Source organism: Pseudomonas sp. NPDC086278 (assembly GCF_050280905.1).
GTDB lineage: Bacteria > Pseudomonadota > Gammaproteobacteria > Pseudomonadales > Pseudomonadaceae > Aquipseudomonas.
In genome coordinates this window covers 1-16920 of the sequence record NZ_JBNNWE010000120.1, presented here as the reverse complement: position 1 = coordinate 16920, position 16920 = coordinate 1, and the positions used below count along the sequence as shown (strand labels likewise).

The window sequence follows — 16920 nt, the reverse complement described above, 5'->3', positions numbered from 1 at the left end:
GGGCCGGGTCTTTTTCGAAATATTTTTTGTACTCGGCCCAAGTGGTCGCCGCGATGGTGCGCAACTCGCCACGGGCCAGGGCTGGCTTGAGCAGGGCTGAAGCTATCGACGCGCCAAAAACCACCGCGCGTAACGCTCTGGACCAACTGGGCCAAATCGTTGCCGATCAGCTGGAAAACGGCGGCGAAATCACTCTGCCAGGTATCGGCAAACTGAAAGTGACTGAGCGTCCTGCCCGTACCGGTCGCAACCCTTCGACTGGCGCTGCCATCGAAATCGCTGCCAAGAAAGTTATCAAGCTGGTTGTGGCCAAAGGCCTGACCGACGCTGTTAACAAGTAAGACTTGTTAAAAAAAACCGTGCTCCGGAGTCATCCGGGCACGGTTTTTTTGTGTCTGCGATTCCCCCAGCACCGCTATACCAATGTGGGAGCGAGCTTGCTCGCGAAGGCGTCGTGTCAATCAACATCAATGTTGAATGAACAACCGCTTTCGCGAGCAAGCCCGCTCCCACATTTTCAAGCTGCGTGGCTCAGTTACCCTTGCGAACCCAACGCTCGCGCCACACCTGCTGCTCGGACTTGGTCTGGAAGGTCCAGGCAACGAAGCGGCTTTGTTTCTGGCCCTGGGACATCTCCACCACCTGGCTTTCCAGCACGCCCGCCTTTTTCAGCGCGGTCTGGATGGCTGGCAGGTTCGACGCTTTCGACACCAGGGTGCTGAACCACAGCACTTTGTGCTGGAAACTCGCACTCTCGGCGATCAGTTGCGTCACGAACCGGGCTTCGCCACCTTCACACCACAATTCGGCCGATTGACCGCCGAAGTTCAGCACCGGCAGTTTGCGTTTCGGATCGGCACGGCCCAAGGCGCGCCATTTCCGCTCGCTGCCTTTGGTCGCTTCGTCCATCGAGGCGTGGAACGGCGGGTTGCACATGGTCAGGTCGAAACGTTCGCCTGGTTCAAGCAGGCCCAGCAGGATGTGTTTGGGATTACTCTGCTGGCGCAGCTGGATGGCTTTGTTCAGCCCGTTTGATTGCACGATGGCTTTGGCCGCAGCCACCGCCGTCGGGTCGATTTCCGAACCGAGGAAGTGCCAGCGGTAGTCGCTGTAGCCGATCAACGGGTAGACGCAGTTGGCGCCCATGCCGATGTCGAGCACCTTGACCGGCGCGCCGCGCGGGATTTCGCCGTCGTTGACGCTGGCCAGCAGGTCGGCGAGGAAATGCACGTAATCGGCGCGCCCCGGTACCGGTGGGCACAGATAGTCGGCTGGAATGTCCCAATGAGCGATGCCATAGAACGACTTGAGCAGCGCCCGGTTGAACACGCGCACCGCGTCCGGGCTGGCGAAGTCGATGCTTTCCTTGCCATACGGATTGATGATCACGAACTTCGCCAGTTCTGGCGTGGTTTTGATCAGCGCCGGGAAGTCGTAACGACCCTGGTGGCGATTGCGCGGGTGCAGGCTGGCCTTCTCACGCGGCTCCACGACTTTGGCCGGGGTGGCGGAATCAGGCTTCTTGCGCGCAGGGCGGGGTGTGCGAGGGGCGTTCATGGGCGTGGTCGATTCGGGTATGGCTGAAAGTGGCGGGCATTGTCCCACATCCGGCCGCCGGGAACGCAATCCCTGTGGGAGCGGGCTTGCTCGCGAAAGCGGTGGGTCAGCGAAAATTGAAGTCAACTGACACGACGCCTTCGCGAGCGAGCCCGCTCCCACAGGGGTTTTTGGTGTTTGGGAGAACACAGCAGGCACAAAAAAGGGAGGCCGTTGCGGGCCTCCCTGTTTCATTGCGAGGTGCCGTTACAAACTGGCAATCCGCGCGTGCTGCTCGGCCAGTTTGCCCAAAGCCTGTTCAGCTTCGGCCAGTTTGGCGCGTTCCTTGTCGATGACGTCGGCCGGGGCCTTGTCGACGAAACCGGCGTTGGACAGCTTGCCGCCCACGCGCTGGACTTCGCCCTGCAAACGCAGGATTTCCTTGTCCAGGCGCGCCAGTTCTGCGTCCTTGTCGATCAGGCCGGCCATCGGCACCAGCACTTCCATCTCGCCGACCAGCGCGGTGGCGGACAGCGGTGCTTCTTCGCCGGCAGCCAGTACGGTGATTGACTCGAGGCGAGCCAGCTTCTTCAGCAAGGCTTCGTTCTCGGTGAGACGACGCTGGTCTTCGGCGCTGACGTTTTTCAGGAACAGGTTCAGCGGTTTGCCGGGACCGATGTTCATCTCGGCGCGAATGTTGCGCGTACCGAGCATCAATGTCTTCAGCCACTCGATGTCCTCTTCGGCCGCCGGATCGATGCGCTCTTCGTTGGCCACGGGCCACGGTTGCAGCATGATCGTCTTGCCGTCGATGCCGGCCAGCGGCGCGATGCGCTGCCAGATTTCTTCGGTGATGAACGGCATGAACGGGTGCGCCAGGCGCAATGCGACTTCCAGCACCCGCACCAGCGTACGGCGAGTACCGCGCTGACGCTCAACCGGAGCGTTTTCGTCCCACAGCACAGGCTTGGACAGTTCCAGGTACCAGTCGCAGTACTGGTTCCAGATGAACTCGTACAAGGCTTGTGCCGCCAGGTCGAAACGGAACTGGTCGAGTTGACGGGTCACTTCGGCTTCGGTGCGTTGCAGTTGCGAGATGATCCAGCGATCCGCCAGCGACAGTTCGCAGGCTTCGCCGTTCTGACCGCAGTCTTCGCCCTTGTCCAGCACGTAACGCGCGGCGTTCCAGATCTTGTTGCAGAAGTTGCGATAGCCTTCGACGCGGCCCATGTCGAACTTGATGTCGCGACCGGTGGACGCCAGCGAGCAGAAGGTGAAGCGCAGGGCGTCGGTGCCGTAGCTGGCGATGCCGTCGGCGAACTCGTCGCGGGTCTGCTTCTCGATCTTCTTCGCCAGTTTCGGCTGCATCAGGCCGTTGATGCGTTTGTGCACCAGGTCTTCCAGCTCGATACCGTCGATGATGTCCAGCGGATCCAGGACGTTGCCCTTGGACTTGGACATCTTCTGGCCCAGGCCATCACGCACCAGACCGTGCACATAAACGGTCTTGAACGGAACCTGCGGCGTGCCGTCTTCGTTCTTCACCAAATGCATGGTGAGCATGATCATCCGGGCAACCCAGAAGAAAATGATGTCGAAGCCGGTGACCAGCACGTCGGTGGAGTGGAATTTCTTGAGGAATTCGGTCTGCTCTGGCCAGCCAAGCGTGGAGAAAGTCCACAGGCCCGAACTGAACCAGGTGTCCAGAACGTCGTTGTCCTGTTGCAGCGCAACGTCCGGGCCGAGGTTGTGCTTGGCACGCACTTCGGCTTCGTCGCGACCGACGTAGACTTTGCCCGACTCGTCGTACCAGGCCGGAATCCGGTGGCCCCACCACAGTTGCCGGCTGATGCACCAATCCTGGATGTCGCGCATCCACGAGAAGTACATGTTTTCGTACTGTTTCGGCACAAACTGGATGCGGCCGTCTTCAACGGCGGCAATCGCAGGCTCGGCCAACGGCTTGGTCGACACATACCACTGGTCGGTCAGCCACGGCTCGATGATCGTGCCCGAGCGGTCGCCCTTCGGTACTTTCAGGGCGTGATCGTCAACGCTGACCAACAGGCCGGCAGTGTCAAACGCAGCAACGATTTGCTTGCGCGCTTCGAAGCGGTCGAGGCCGGCGTATTCGGCCGGGATCTTGCCGTCGATGCTTTCGTTGAGCGTGCCGTCGAGGTTGAACACCTGACAGGCCGGCAATACAGCGGCGTTCTTGTCGAAGATGTTCAGCAGCGGCAGGGCGTGGCGCTTGCCGACTTCGTAGTCGTTGAAATCGTGGGCCGGGGTGATTTTCACGCAGCCGGTGCCGAATTCGGGGTCGCAGTAATCGTCGGCGATGATCGGGATGCGGCGGCCGACCAGCGGCAGCTCGACAAACTTGCCGATCAGGGCTTTGTAGCGTTCATCGTTCGGGTTAACCGCGACGGCGGCGTCGCCGAGCATGGTTTCCGGGCGAGTGGTCGCGACGATCAGGTAAGCGTTGCCTTCAGCGGTCTTGGCGCCGTCGGCCAGCGGGTACTTGAGGTTCCACAGGAAGCCTTTCTCGTCGTGGTTTTCCACTTCGAGGTCGGAAATCGCCGTGTGCAACTTGGTGTCCCAGTTGACCAGACGCTTGCCACGGTAGATCAGGCCGTCTTCATGCAGGCGCACGAAGGCTTCTTTTACCGACTCCGAGAGGCCGTCGTCCATGGTGAAGCGCTCGCGGCTCCAGTCCACGGACGAACCGAGGCGACGGATCTGACGGCTGATGTTGCCGCCGGACTCATCTTTCCATTCCCAGATTTTCTCAAGGAATTTCTCGCGGCCCAGGTCGTGACGGCTCTGGCCTTTGGCTTCGAGTTGACGCTCCACCAGCATTTGCGTGGCGATACCGGCGTGGTCGGTGCCCGGCTGCCACAGGGTGTTGCGACCCTGCATGCGGCGGAAGCGGATCAGGGCGTCCATGATCGCGTTATTGAAGCCGTGACCCATGTGCAGGCTGCCGGTGACGTTCGGCGGCGGGATCATGATGGTGTAGGACTCGCCCGCGCCTTGCGGGGCGAAGTAATTCTCGGACTCCCAGGTGTTGTACCAGGAAGTTTCAATGGCGTGCGGCTGGTAGGTCTTATCCATGCGCGGCGGGACCCTATTGGCAGTAATTCAGGAAAAGCCGACGAGTATAGCGGGGCATGGGACGCAGGGCGAGCAGGGGCGGACCGGGCGCAGATCAAAATGTGGGGATCGGGCCTGTGGTGAGGGGGCTTGCCCCCGTTCGGCTGCGAAGCAGTCGCAAAGCCTGGGTATGCGGTGTCACTGATTGAAAAAGCGGGACCGCTTCGCGCTCCAACGGGGGCAAGCCCCCTCGCCACGGAAGCTGGCTTCCATAGGCAATAGGGGGTTGCTGGCTTCCACAGGAGCAGGGGGTTACTGGCTTCCTCAGGGAACAGGGGGTTACTCGTATTGGCTGAGCAGGCGTTCCATTCGCGCGTCGAGGCGGCGTTTGATTTCGGTCTCGATGTGCGGCGCGAAGTCGTCGATCACGTCTTGCATGATCAATTGCGCGGCGGCGCGCAGTTCGCTGTCCAGGTGCAGCAGGGCGTCGGTGCCTTTGCTGGCTGCCGCTGCCGGTTGCGCGGCAGGGGCGGGGGATGTCGGTTCGACGGTTTGCGGCGCTGCGCTAACGTTATCGAACAGCATTGGAATCTGTTCCTGATCCCCGTCAATGACCGTGTCGGTCAGCAGCGGTGGTTGCAGGTTGTCATCGCCGAGCAACTGGCGGATCGACTCAAGGTCGTCCAGCAAGTGCGTGGACTTCTGTTGCGGTTTCGGAGTGTCCATCGGAATGCTCAGAGTCGCTGTAAACGGTGGTCTTGCAGAGGATAGCCCTGTTCGCGGTAGAAGCGGAAACTCTCCCGCGCGGCGGCACGAATCGTTGGGTCTTCCACCACCACTTCCGCCACGCGGGCGAATCTGTTGGCAAAGGACGGGACTTTCAGGTCGAGATTGACCAGCAGATCCTGATGCTGGCCGCAGTCATCACCCAGCCCCAGCACAATCAAACCCTCAGGTTCGCTTTCCGCAGGGCCGTGCGGCACAAAGCTTTCGCCCTTGAACGCCCACAAACGGGCCTCCAGGTCTTCGCGTTGAGCGCTATCGCTGCAATGCAGGTAGATGCGGTGGCCCATGCGCCAGGCTTTTTCGGTGAGTTTGCAGGCGAAATCCAGCCGCGCGGACGGGTCGGCGCTGGGCAGGATATAAAAGTCGACTTTGGTCATTGCGGTTCCTGAACCAGGCGCGGCGTCACCCGAAAGTGACGCCGCCCGTGGTCATCGGTTTCAGGCTTTGGCGCGGTCCAGCAGGTATTGGGTCAGCAATGGAACCGGACGGCCAGTGGCGCCCTTGTCCTTGCCGCCGCTGGTCCAGGCGGTGCCGGCGATGTCCAGGTGCGCCCAGTTGAGGTTCTTGGTGAAGCGCGACAGGAAGCACGCGGCGGTGATGGTGCCGGCTTTCGGGCCGCCAATGTTGGCGATGTCGGCGAACGGGCTGTCGAGCTGCTCTTGATACTCATCGAACAGCGGCAGTTGCCAGGCGCGGTCGTCGGCCGTCTTGCCGGCGCTCAGCAGTTGGCCGATCAGCTCGTCGTTGTTACCCAGCAGGCCGGAGGTGTGAGCACCCAGCGCGACGACGCAAGCGCCGGTCAGGGTTGCGATGTCGATGACGGCTTGCGGCTTGAAGCGCTCGGAGTAGGTCAGGGCATCGCACAGCACCAGACGGCCTTCGGCGTCGGTGTTGAGGATTTCCACGGTCTGGCCGCTCATGGTGGTGACGATGTCGCCAGGACGCGAGGCATTGCCGCTCGGCATGTTCTCGGCACAGGCGAGGATGCACACCAGGTTGATCGGCAGTTTCAGCTCGAGCACGGCGCGCAGGGTGCCGAATACGCTGGCGGCGCCGCCCATGTCGTATTTCATTTCATCCATGCCGGCGCCCGGTTTCAGGCTGATGCCGCCGGTGTCAAAGGTGATGCCTTTGCCGACCAGTGCGTACGGCTTTTCGGACTTCTTGCCACCGTTGTATTGCATGACGATCAGGCGCGGCGGCTGGGCGCTGCCTTGGCCGACGGCGTAGAACGAGCCCATGCCGAGGTCTTTGATTTTCTTCTCGTCAAGGACTTCGACTTTCAGGCTTTTGAATTCTTTGCCCAGACTCTTCGCTTGTTCGCCAAGGAACGTCGGGTGGCAGATGTTCGGCGGCAGGTTGCCCAGGTTACGGGTGAACGCCATGCCGTTGGCGATAGCGCTGGCGTGGGCCACGGCGCGCTCGACTTCTGCCTGCGCGGCCTTGATGGTCAGCAAGGTGACTTTCTTCAGGGCGCGAGGTTCGGCTTTCTGGCTCTTGAACTGGTCGAAGGTGTATTCGCCGTCCACCAGGGTTTCGACCAGCAGGCGGGTCTTGCCGTAGCTGTCGCGGCCTTTGACGACGACTTCGTCCAGCGCCAGCACGGCGTCGGTGCCGCCCAGGCCTTTAAGGGTGTTCAGGATGCCGGCAACGATTTTGCGGAACGGGCGGTCGCCCAGTTCTTCGTCCTTGCCCACGCCGACCAGCAAAACACGTTCAGCCTTGAGGTTGGGCAGGCTGTGCAGCAGCAGGCTCTGGCCGACCTTGCCGGCCAGGTCGCCGCGCTTGAGCACAGCGCTGATCGCGCCGCCGCTCAGTTCGTCGAGTTGTCTGGCGGCGGCGCCGAGCTTGCGGCCTTCGCCAACGGTGACCACCAGCGTGGCGGTCTTCAACGTTTCCGGGCTAACGCTTTTTACAACCAGTTCCATGTGCGGGTCCCTGAATAATGGTCAACGTGCGCGGATGAACAGCGGCGCACCGACGCTTGCTTATAAATAGAAAGACGCAGGTCACGGCCCGCGACAAAGGGCGCAGTTTGAACCCCGCCGCCCGCGCCTGACAACCCTCGGTTGTACGATCTTCAACGTGCATTAAGTGCCCGCTTGAGCATGCGCAGTGACAGGCGCACCCAATCACAGGATAATGCGCCATCTTTTTCGGCGGCTCTGCCTTGCGGGCCGACTGATACGTTTGTTTGTTTGGCCGCCTTAGCCTGACAACCCTGGAGTGTCTGGTTTGATCGTCTTCCGTTATCTGTCCCGCGAAGTCCTGTTGACCTTGAGCGCCGTGAGCGCCGTGTTGCTGGTCATCATCATGAGCGGTCGCTTCATCAAATACCTCGCTCAAGCGGCCGCAGGCCTTCTCGATCCGGGTTCCCTGTTCCTGATCATGGGCTTTCGTCTGCCAGGCTTTCTACAGCTGATCCTGCCATTGGGCCTGTTTCTCGGGATCCTGCTGGCCTACGGTCGCCTGTACCTCGACAGCGAAATGACCGTGCTGTCGGCCACGGGCATGAGTCAGCAGCGGCTGTTCGCCATAACCCTTTTTCCGGCCACGCTGGTGGCGTTGCTGGTGGCCTGGCTAAGCCTGAGCCTGGCGCCACAAGGCGCCAATCAATTCCAGTTGCTGCTGAACAAACAGGACGCCCTGACCGAATTCGACACCCTGGAACCGGGCCGTTTCCAGGCGCTGCGTGACGGTACGCGAGTGACCTACACCGAAACGCTGACCGATGATCGCGTGAACCTGGGCGGCGTGTTCATCTCGCAAAAAAATGCGGCGTCGGACAACAAGGATCGCGGGATTTCCGTGCTGGTGGCCGAGAAGGGTCGCCAGGAAATCCGCCCTGACGGCAACCGTTACCTGATTCTCGACAACGGCTATCGCTACGACGGTAACCCGGGGCAGGCCGACTACCGTGCAATCAAGTACGACGAGTACGGCGTGTTGCTGCCCAAGCCGGATGTCAGCGACGAAGTCACCGACCGCGATGCGATGACCACCAGTTCCCTGATCGGCAGCGACGACCTGCGCTCGCGCACCGAGTTGCAATGGCGTCTGTCCCTGCCATTGCTGGTCTTCATCGTGACCCTGATGGCGGTGCCGCTGGCGCGGGTCAATCCGCGTCAGGGCCGTTTCCTCAAGCTGCTGCCGGCGATTCTTCTTTATATGGCTTACCTGACGATCCTGATTGCCGCTCGCGGCGCCCTCGAAAAAGGCAAGATCCCGCCGGCGCTGGGCTTGTGGTGGGTCCACGGAATCTTCCTGGCCATTGGCTTGGGCTTGCTGTATTGGGAGCCGTTACGCTTGAAGATGGCGAGTCGCCGCAACGCGCTGGAGGTGGCTCGTGGTTAAGCTGGATCGCTACATCGGTAGCAGCGTTTTCGTAGCGATTCTGGGGGTGCTGGGGATCATTCTCGGTCTGGCGACGTTGTTTGCCTTCATCGATGAAATGAGTGAAGCCAGCGATACCTACACCATGGTCGACATTCTCAGCTACGTGCTGCTGACTGCGCCCCGCCGTCTGTACGACATGCTGCCGATGGCGGCGCTGATCGGTTGCCTGATCGGTCTCGGCAGTCTGGCCAGCAACAGTGAACTGACCATCATGCGCGCTGCCGGTGTGTCGATTGGCCGGATCGTCTGGGCGGTGATGAAGCCGATGCTGGTGCTGATGGTGGTCGGTGTGTTGATCGGCGAGTACGTGGCGCCGGCGACCGAAGTGACCGCGCAGGCCAATCGCTCGCTGGCCCAGGGCAGCGGTGATGCGCAGAGCGCCAAACACGGTTTGTGGCACCGCCAGGGTGACGAGTTCATTCACGTCAACTCGGTTCAACCCAACGGTTTGCTGTACGGCGTGACCCGTTATCGCTTCGACAAGGAGCGTCACATGCTGTCGGCGAGCTTCGCCAAGCGCGCCGAATTCGACAAGGATCACTGGCAGCTCAGCGACGTCACGACCACGCTGTTCCATGAAAAAAGCACCGAAGTCGTCACCGCTCCGGTCGAACGCTGGGAAATTGCCCTAAGCCCGCAGTTGTTGAGCACGGTAGTGATGGCGCCCGAGTCGCTGTCGATCAGCGGTTTGTGGGGCTACATCCACTATCTGGCGGATCAGGGCCTGAGCAACGGCCGCTATTGGCTGGCGTTCTGGGTCAAGGTGTTGCAGCCGCTGGTAACTGCCGCGCTGGTATTGATGGCGATTTCGTTCATTTTCGGCCCGTTGCGTTCGGTGACCCTCGGTCAGCGGGTGTTTACCGGCGTGCTGGTGGGCTTCACCTTCCGCATCGTCCAGGATTTGCTGGGCCCGTCGAGCCTGGTGTTCGGTTTCTCGCCGCTGTTTGCGGTGCTGGTGCCGGCGGGCGTTTGCGCCCTGGCCGGGGTGTGGCTGTTGCGTCGAGCCGGTTGATCGCAGGGTTTTCCTGACGTTGCCGGTCATTCAAAACGCCCCTGTCGCCAGACCGGGGCGTTTTTGTAGGTGCCGTCTGACCTGCGAACGTGACGCTTGCGCCGAGGATCAGGTACAATTCCCGGCTATTTTTCGGCGGGCTATGCCTGCAGCCTTTTTGAGTGTTGATCCGTGAGTGATTTGAGTCATATCCGCAATTTCTCCATCATCGCCCACATTGACCATGGCAAGTCGACGCTGGCTGATCGATTCATCCAGATGTGCGGCGGCCTTGCCGAGCGCGAAATGGAAGCCCAGGTGCTGGATTCCATGGACCTGGAGCGTGAACGCGGGATCACCATCAAGGCCCACAGCGTCACCCTTTACTACACCGCTCGCGACGGCATCAAGTACCAGCTGAACTTCATCGACACCCCCGGCCACGTTGACTTCACCTATGAAGTCAGCCGGTCGCTGGCGGCCTGTGAAGGTGCGTTGCTGGTGGTCGATGCCGGTCAGGGCGTTGAGGCGCAGTCGGTCGCCAACTGCTACACGGCCATCGAGCAGGGCCTGGAAGTCATGCCGGTCCTGAACAAGATCGACCTGCCACAGGCCGATCCGGACCGCGTCAAGGAAGAAATCGAGAAAATCATCGGCATCGACGCCACCGATGCGGTCGAGTGCAGTGCCAAGACCGGCCTGGGCGTCGACGAAGTGCTCGAGCGCCTGGTTCACACCATTCCTGCGCCGACCGGCAACTACGAAGACCCGCTGCAAGCGTTGATCATCGACTCCTGGTTCGACAACTACCTGGGCGTTGTGTCCCTGGTTCGCGTGCGTCATGGCCGCGTGAAGAAGGGCGACAAGATCCTGGTTAAATCCACCGGCAAGATCCACCTGGTGGACAGCGTCGGTGTGTTCAACCCGAAACACACCCCGACGGCTGACCTCAAGGCTGGCGAAGTGGGCTTCATCATCGCCAGCATCAAGGATATTCACGGTGCACCGGTCGGTGACACCCTGACCTTGAGTTCGACGCCTGACGTCGACGTGCTGCCAGGCTTCAAGCGCATCCAGCCGCAGGTGTACGCCGGTCTTTTCCCGGTCAGTTCCGACGACTTCGAAGATTTCCGTGAAGCCCTGCAAAAGCTCACGCTCAACGACTCGTCCCTGCAATACACCCCGGAAAGCTCCGATGCGTTGGGCTTCGGCTTCCGTTGCGGGTTCCTCGGCATGCTGCACATGGAAATCATCCAGGAGCGCCTCGAGCGCGAGTACGACCTGGACCTGATCACCACGGCGCCGACGGTTATTTTCGAGCTGTTGCTCAAGACCGGTGAAACGATTTACGTCGACAACCCGTCCAAGCTCCCGGATGTGTCGTCGATCGAAGACATGCGCGAGCCGATCGTGCGGGCCAATATTCTTGTGCCGCAAGAGCACCTGGGCAACGTCATTACCCTGTGCATCGAGAAGCGTGGCGTGCAGCACGACATGCTGTTCCTCGGCTCCCAGGTCCAGGTGACCTACGATATTCCGATGAACGAAGTGGTCCTGGACTTCTTTGACCGTCTGAAATCCACCAGTCGCGGCTATGCTTCGCTGGACTACCATTTCGATCGTTACCAGTCGGCTAGTCTGGTGAAGCTGGATGTGCTGATCAACGGCGACAAGGTCGACGCCCTGGCGTTGATCGTGCACAGAGATAACGCGCACTACAAAGGTCGCCAGTTGACCGAGAAGATGAAAGAACTGATTCCGCGCCAGATGTTCGACGTCGCGATCCAGGCCGCCATTGGCGGGCAGATCATTGCGCGGACCTCGGTCAAGGCACTCAGAAAGAACGTATTGGCCAAATGCTACGGCGGTGACGTTAGCCGTAAGCGCAAGCTGTTGGAAAAGCAAAAGGCCGGTAAGAAACGCATGAAGCAAGTCGGCAACGTGGAAATTCCACAAGAAGCCTTCCTTGCAGTGCTCAGGTTGGATAGTTAGGTCCTATGTCACTAAATTTCCCGCTGTTGCTGGTCATCGCCGTGTTCGTCTGCGGCCTTTTGGCGTTGCTCGATCTGCTGTTCCTGGCGCCTCGGCAACAGGGTACATTGGCCGCCTTTGTCGATGCCTTCTACGCCAAACGCGGGTTACCTGTTCCGCCTTTGGACTGAGTTTTCTGACCCCAAGATTCAACATTTGCAACTGGAGTGCTAAATGAGCTTTTTTATCTCTAATGCCATGGCTGACGCTGCTGCACCGGCAGCTGCCGGCCCAATGGGTGGCGGTTTCGAGTGGATTTTCCTGGTGGGTTTCCTGGTCATCTTCTACTTGATGATCTGGCGTCCACAGGCCAAGCGCGCCAAAGAGCAGAAGAACCTGCTGGGTAGCCTGCAGAAAGGCGACGAAGTTGTAACCACCGGTGGTATCGCCGGCAAGATCACTAAAGTGGCTGACGATTTCGTGGTGCTGGAAGTTTCCGACACCGTCGAAATGAAATTCCAGAAAGGCGCCATTGCCGCCACGCTGCCAAAAGGCACGCTGAAAGCGATCTAAGTTTCAACTTCTACTCAATCGACGGGGCGCGCAAGGCGCCCCGCGTCATAAGCGGGCGGCGTGATGCTGAACAAATACCCTCTGTGGAAATACATTCTGATCCTGGCGGTGCTGGCGGTCGGTCTGATTTATTCCGCTCCCAATCTTTATCCTGATGACCCGGCCATTCAGGTCAGCGGTGCAAGCACTGCACTGTTGGTCAATCAGGCTGATCTGGATCGCGTGAGCACTGCGCTCAAGGAATCCGGGATCAACGTCAAGGCAGCCACGTTGTCGGCCAACGGCAAGGGCGGTCTGATTCGTTTGACCAAGGCTGAAGATCAGTTGCCAGCCAAAGACGTTGTGCGCAAGGCGCTGGGCGATGACTACGTCGTTGCACTGAACCTGGCACAAACCACCCCGCAATGGCTGCGCAGCCTTGGCGCGCACCCGATGAAGCTGGGTCTGGACTTGTCCGGTGGTGTGCACTTCCTGCTCGAAGTGGACATGGACAAAGCCCTCGACGCCCGCCTGAAAGTCTACGAAGGCGACGTCAAAAGCCTGTTGCGTAAAGAGAAACTGCGCTATCGCAGCCTGCCGCAACTCAACGGTGCCATTCAGCTGGGCTTCGCTGACGAAGCAACCCGCGAACAGGCCCGTGCGCTGGTCCGCAAGAACTTCAACGATTTCGACATTGTTCCCGCCGACCTGAATGGTCAGCCGGTGCTGCGTCTGGCGATGACCCCGGCCAAGCTGGCGGAAATCCGTGAATACTCCATCAAGCAGAACTTGACCACGGTCCGCAACCGCGTCAACGAGCTGGGTGTTGCCGAGCCGATTGTTCAGCGTCAGGGTGCCAATCGCATCGTGGTTGAACTGCCAGGCGTACAGGACACCGCAGAAGCCAAGCGTATCCTCGGCAAGACGGCCAACCTTGAGTTCCGTCTGGCGGCAGAGCCAGGTGCTTCGAAAGCCACCTCCGAAACCTTCGAGTTCCGTGAAGGCAAGCGTCCACCGGCACAGATCGAGCGTGGCCTGATCATCACCGGCGACCAGGTGACTGACGCCAAGGCTGGCTTCGGCGAGCACGGCACGCCGGAAGTGAACATCCGTCTGGATGGTCACGGCGGCGAGCTGATGAGTCGTGCGACCCGCAGCAACGTCGGTCGCAGCATGGCGGTGATCTTCATCGAGCAACGTCCGGTCACCACTTACGTCAAGCAAGTGGTTGATGGCGTCGAAAAAGATGTGCCGGTTCAAACGTTCAAGGAAGAGAAGAAGATCATCAGCCTGGCGACCATTCAGTCGCCGCTGGGTGCTCAATTCCGCATCACTGGCCTGAACGGCCAGGGCGAGTCCTCCGAACTGGCGCTGCTGTTGCGTGCCGGTGGTCTGGCGGCGCCAATGTACTTCGCTGAAGAGCGCACCATTGGCCCGAGCCTGGGTGCCGACAACATCACCAAGGGTATCGATGCATCGCTGTGGGGCATGCTGTTTGTCTCGCTGTTCATCATCGCCATCTACCGCTTCTTCGGCATCATCGCCACCGTCGCACTGGCGGTGAACATGGTGCTGCTGCTGGCCTTGATGTCGCTGCTGGGTGCGACGCTGACCCTGCCGGGTATCGCCGGTATCGTATTGACCATGGGTATGGCGGTCGACGCCAACGTACTGATCTTCTCGCGGATTCGCGAAGAGATTGCGGCGGGCATGACCGTACAACGGGCAATCAACGAAGGCTTCGGCCGGGCATTCACCGCGATTCTCGACGCCAACCTGACAACATTGCTGGTCGGCGGGATTCTCTTTGCGATGGGCACCGGCCCGGTCAAAGGCTTCGCAGTGACCATGTCCCTCGGGATCTTTACCTCGATGTTCACGGCCATCATGGTGACCCGCGCGATGGTCAACCTGATCTTCGGCGGTCGTGACTTCAAGAAGTTGTGGATTTAAGGGGCTGCCATGTTACGTACAATCAACTTCATGGGCGTTCGCAACTTCGCGTTCGGCGTCACATTGTTCCTTACCGCGCTGGCACTGTTCAGTTGCTGGCACAAGGGCATGAACTGGGGCCTGGACTTCACCGGCGGTACGCTCATCGAGCTGACCTACGAGCGTCCGGCCGATGTGTCCAAGGTGCGCACCCAACTCTCTGAGTCGGGTTACCACGAAGCCATCGTGCAGAGCTTCGGTGCAACCACCGACCTGCTGGTGCGCATGCCTGGCGAAGACCCGCAACTGGGTCACCAGGTAGCCGAAGCGCTGCTGAAGGTCGGCGGCGACAACCCGGCGACGGTCAAGCGTGTCGAGTTCGTCGGCCCGCAGGTCGGTGAGGAGCTGCGCGACCAGGGCGGCCTCGGCATGCTCATGGCGCTGGGCGGCATCCTGATCTACCTGGCGTTCCGCTTTCAGTGGAAGTTCGCCGTCGGTGCGATCGTATCCTTGATCCACGACGTGATCGTGACCATCGGTATCCTGTCGTTCTTCCAGATCACCTTCGACCTGACGGTGCTGGCGGCGGTGCTGGCGATCATCGGTTACTCGCTCAACGACACCATCGTGGTATTCGACCGGGTTCGTGAGAACTTCCGGGTCCTGCGCAAGGCCACGCTGATCGAGAATATCAACATCTCGACCACGCAAACCCTGCTGCGGACCATGGCGACGTCGATCTCGACCTTGCTGGCGATCTCGGCACTGCTGTTCTTCGGCGGCGACAACCTGTTCGGCTTCTCCATTGCCCTGTTCATCGGTGTTCTGGCGGGTACTTACTCGTCGATCTACATCGCGAACGTGGTGTTGATCTGGCTGAACCTGAGCACGGAGGATCTTATTCCTCCAGCGGCCACCGAGAAGGAAGTCGACGACCGTCCATAACGGCCATCGCTTTTCCAGCTGTCAGCCCAAAAAGGCGCGAGTTGAACTCGCGCCTTTTTTTATGCTCCAAGGCTGGGAGAAGCGCGGGCATGTCCCGCATGTGATGGTCAGGAGGTTCATGTGAACAAGTCGTTGCTGGTTGGTGCGGTATTGGGTGCTGTCGGTGTGACTGCCGGGGGCGCTGTTGCCACCTACAGCCTGGTTAAAAGCGGCCCTGAGTATGCGCAAGTACTTGCCGTTGAACCGGTCAAGACACAGATCAAAACCCCACGTGAGGTGTGCAAGGATGTCGCCGTGACGCGGCAGGCGCCGGTCAAGGATCAACACCAGATTCTCGGCACGGTCCTGGGTGCGGTAGGCGGTGGTTTGCTCGGCAACCAGATTGGCGGCGGTAATGGCAAGAAGATCGCCACGGTTGCGGGCGCGGTGGGTGGCGGTTATGCCGGCAACAAGGTTCAGGAAGGCATGCAGAACCGCGATACCTACACCACGACCCAGACTCGCTGTAACACCGTGAACGACATCAGCGACAAGGTTGTTGGATACGACGTCCGTTATTCGCTGGACGGCAAGGAAGGCAAGGTGCGGATGGATCGTGATCCGGGCAACCAGATTCCGGTCGACAAGGAAGGCAAACTGGTTTTGTCGCAGGCCCAGCCGGGGCAGTGATGCGCTGATTGCGAGAATCAAAAAGAAGCACCCGATTGGGTGCTTTTTTTATGCTCGCGATATTCGCATCACCACACATAGCCCCCTGTGGGAGCGGGCTTGCTCGCGAATTTCTGTCATCCAGCCTATATGCCGACTGATAAACAGCTTTCGCGAGCAAGCCCGCTCCCACAGGGGATTTGCGGTGTTCTTGGGGCTGAATCCCAGGCATAAAAAAGCACCCCGAAGGGTGCTTTTTTTGTAGCTGTTCGCTTAGCGTTTCAGCGAAGCCGGCAGGTGCGGCTGGATCGCCGTCAGCACTGCCTTGAAGCATTTGGTGTTGCCGGCAACGATGTGGCCTTTCTCAAGGAAGTCGTGACCGCCGGTGAAGTCGCTCACCAGGCCGCCAGCTTCCTGGATCAGCAGGGCGCCTGCCGCCATGTCCCACTCGGACAGGCCCGACTCCCAGAACGCGTCGAAACGACCGGCGGCGACGTAGGCCAGGTCCAGGCTCGCCGAACCGGCGCGGCGGATGCCGGCAGTCTGGCCAACCAAGGCGCGGAACATGCCCAGGTAGTTGTCGAGATTGTCCATCTGGTCGTCACGGAACGGAAAACCAGTGCCAAGCAACGCGCCGTCGAGGCTGGTGCGACCGCTTACGCGCAGGCGCCGACCGTTCAGTTGAGCGCCGCGACCACGGCTGGCGGTGAATTCTTCCTGGCGAACCGGGTCCAGAACAACCGCGTGTTCCAGGCGACCACGGTATTTGCAGGCAATGCTGACAGCGAAGTGAGGAATGCCGCGCAGGAAGTTGGTGGTGCCGTCCAGTGGGTCGATGATCCACAGGTATTCTTCGCCTTCGATCCCGTTGCCGGCGTGCAGGCCGGTCTCTTCACCGCGGATCGAGTGATTCGGGTAAGCCTTGCGCAGGGCATCGATGATTTTCTGTTCGGCGGCGCGATCCACCTCGGATACGTAATCCTTGGCGTCTTTTTCGTCGACCTTGATGGTATCCAGGCCGACGGTGAATATCGCCCCGGCCATCGGCTGGCCGGACGGCGTGAAGCCAA

The 16920-nt window shown here is 60.2% G+C and carries 14 protein-coding genes and 3 pseudogenes; 10 read left to right on the top strand and 7 right to left on the bottom strand.

Annotated elements, in window-relative coordinates:
- A pseudogene (locus ACQKP4_RS25825) lies at positions 1–115 on the bottom strand (hypothetical protein); the annotation flags it as partial.
- Here ACQKP4_RS25825 and ACQKP4_RS25820 point away from each other — a divergent pair.
- Entirely contained in the window at positions 87–341 is a 255-nt protein-coding gene (locus tag ACQKP4_RS25820; RefSeq protein ID WP_427636740.1) for an HU family DNA-binding protein, read from the top strand. The pseudogene ACQKP4_RS25825 and the gene ACQKP4_RS25820 overlap by 29 nt on opposite strands.
- Before the next feature lie 190 nt (positions 342–531).
- Here ACQKP4_RS25820 and rlmF read toward each other — a convergent pair whose 3' ends face one another.
- The 5 genes from rlmF to ACQKP4_RS25795 all read right to left on the bottom strand — a co-directional run bounded on the left by rlmF (position 532) and on the right by ACQKP4_RS25795 (position 7343).
- A complete protein-coding gene (gene rlmF, locus ACQKP4_RS25815; protein ID WP_427636738.1) occupies positions 532–1557 on the bottom strand; it encodes a 23S rRNA (adenine(1618)-N(6))-methyltransferase RlmF in 1026 nt (341 codons plus the stop codon).
- 246 nt (positions 1558–1803) lie between these two features.
- Positions 1804–4650 carry a valine--tRNA ligase gene (locus ACQKP4_RS25810; protein WP_427636736.1) on the bottom strand — a complete coding sequence of 949 codons (2847 nt, stop codon included), beginning with the start codon at positions 4648–4650 and terminating at the stop codon, positions 1804–1806.
- A gap of 318 nt (positions 4651–4968) precedes the next feature.
- A complete protein-coding gene (locus tag ACQKP4_RS25805) occupies positions 4969–5355 on the bottom strand; it encodes a DNA polymerase III subunit chi (RefSeq protein WP_427636734.1) in 387 nt (128 codons plus the stop codon).
- Positions 5356–5363: 8 nt separating this feature from the next.
- Positions 5364–5792, bottom strand: a complete 429-nt coding sequence (locus ACQKP4_RS25800; RefSeq protein ID WP_427636732.1) for a DNA polymerase III subunit chi — start codon at positions 5790–5792, stop codon at positions 5364–5366.
- A 60-nt stretch (positions 5793–5852) separates the two neighbouring features.
- Complete coding sequence (locus ACQKP4_RS25795; protein ID WP_427636731.1) at positions 5853–7343, bottom strand: leucyl aminopeptidase; 1491 nt, start codon at positions 7341–7343, stop codon at positions 5853–5855.
- 307 nt (positions 7344–7650) lie between these two features.
- On the opposite strand from ACQKP4_RS25795, the gene lptF reads away from it, so the two are divergent.
- The 9 genes and pseudogenes from lptF (at position 7651) to ACQKP4_RS25750 (ending at position 15871) form a co-directional block, all read left to right on the top strand.
- A complete protein-coding gene (gene lptF / locus ACQKP4_RS25790; protein WP_427636730.1) occupies positions 7651–8769 on the top strand; it encodes an LPS export ABC transporter permease LptF in 1119 nt (372 codons plus the stop codon).
- Complete coding sequence (gene lptG / locus ACQKP4_RS25785; RefSeq protein WP_427636729.1) at positions 8762–9823, top strand: LPS export ABC transporter permease LptG; 1062 nt, start codon at positions 8762–8764, stop codon at positions 9821–9823. Before lptF ends, lptG begins: the two co-directional genes overlap by 8 nt.
- Positions 9824–9994: 171 nt before the next feature.
- Positions 9995–11794: a translation elongation factor 4 gene (lepA, locus tag ACQKP4_RS25780; RefSeq protein ID WP_427636727.1), complete on the top strand. Its 1800-nt coding sequence runs from the start codon at positions 9995–9997 to the stop codon at positions 11792–11794.
- Positions 11795–11799: 5 nt separating this feature from the next.
- Positions 11800–11913: pseudogene (locus ACQKP4_RS25775) on the top strand (signal peptidase I); the annotation flags it as partial.
- A pseudogene (locus ACQKP4_RS25770) lies at positions 11890–11964 on the top strand (hypothetical protein); the annotation flags it as partial. The pseudogenes ACQKP4_RS25775 and ACQKP4_RS25770, both read left to right, overlap by 24 nt.
- Positions 11965–12007: 43 nt before the next feature.
- The gene (gene yajC / locus ACQKP4_RS25765; RefSeq protein WP_003185175.1) at positions 12008–12346 is read left to right on the top strand and encodes a preprotein translocase subunit YajC; all 339 of its coding nucleotides are present in this window, start codon (positions 12008–12010) and stop codon (positions 12344–12346) included.
- 63 nt (positions 12347–12409) lie between these two features.
- Positions 12410–14278 carry a protein translocase subunit SecD gene (gene secD, locus ACQKP4_RS25760; RefSeq protein ID WP_427636725.1) on the top strand — a complete coding sequence of 623 codons (1869 nt, stop codon included), beginning with the start codon at positions 12410–12412 and terminating at the stop codon, positions 14276–14278.
- A 9-nt stretch (positions 14279–14287) separates the two neighbouring features.
- Positions 14288–15202 carry a protein translocase subunit SecF gene (gene secF, locus ACQKP4_RS25755; RefSeq protein WP_427636724.1) on the top strand — a complete coding sequence of 305 codons (915 nt, stop codon included), beginning with the start codon at positions 14288–14290 and terminating at the stop codon, positions 15200–15202.
- A gap of 120 nt (positions 15203–15322) precedes the next feature.
- On the top strand, positions 15323–15871 hold the full coding sequence (locus tag ACQKP4_RS25750; RefSeq protein WP_427636722.1) for a glycine zipper 2TM domain-containing protein: 549 nt from the start codon (positions 15323–15325) through the stop codon (positions 15869–15871).
- A 252-nt stretch (positions 15872–16123) separates the two neighbouring features.
- On the opposite strand, the gene suhB is transcribed toward ACQKP4_RS25750, so the two are convergent.
- A complete protein-coding gene (gene suhB / locus ACQKP4_RS25745) occupies positions 16124–16894 on the bottom strand; it encodes an inositol-phosphate phosphatase (protein WP_427636742.1) in 771 nt (256 codons plus the stop codon).
- Positions 16895–16920 lie beyond the last annotated feature (26 nt).

Coding starts and splice junctions, on each gene's coding strand:
- secD (WP_427636725.1), top strand. CDS start 12,410: ATGCTGAACAAATACCCTCTGTGGAAATACATTCTGATCCTGGCGGTG.
- ACQKP4_RS25800 (WP_427636732.1), bottom strand. CDS start 5,792: ATGACCAAAGTCGACTTTTATATCCTGCCCAGCGCCGACCCGTCCGCG.
- secF (WP_427636724.1), top strand. CDS start 14,288: ATGTTACGTACAATCAACTTCATGGGCGTTCGCAACTTCGCGTTCGGC.
- ACQKP4_RS25795 (WP_427636731.1), bottom strand. CDS start 7,343: ATGGAACTGGTTGTAAAAAGCGTTAGCCCGGAAACGTTGAAGACCGCC.
- ACQKP4_RS25805 (WP_427636734.1), bottom strand. CDS start 5,355: ATGGACACTCCGAAACCGCAACAGAAGTCCACGCACTTGCTGGACGAC.
- ACQKP4_RS25810 (WP_427636736.1), bottom strand. CDS start 4,650: ATGGATAAGACCTACCAGCCGCACGCCATTGAAACTTCCTGGTACAAC.
- rlmF (WP_427636738.1), bottom strand. CDS start 1,557: ATGAACGCCCCTCGCACACCCCGCCCTGCGCGCAAGAAGCCTGATTCC.
- yajC (WP_003185175.1), top strand. CDS start 12,008: ATGAGCTTTTTTATCTCTAATGCCATGGCTGACGCTGCTGCACCGGCA.
- suhB (WP_427636742.1), bottom strand. CDS start 16,894: ATGGCCGGGGCGATATTCACCGTCGGCCTGGATACCATCAAGGTCGAC.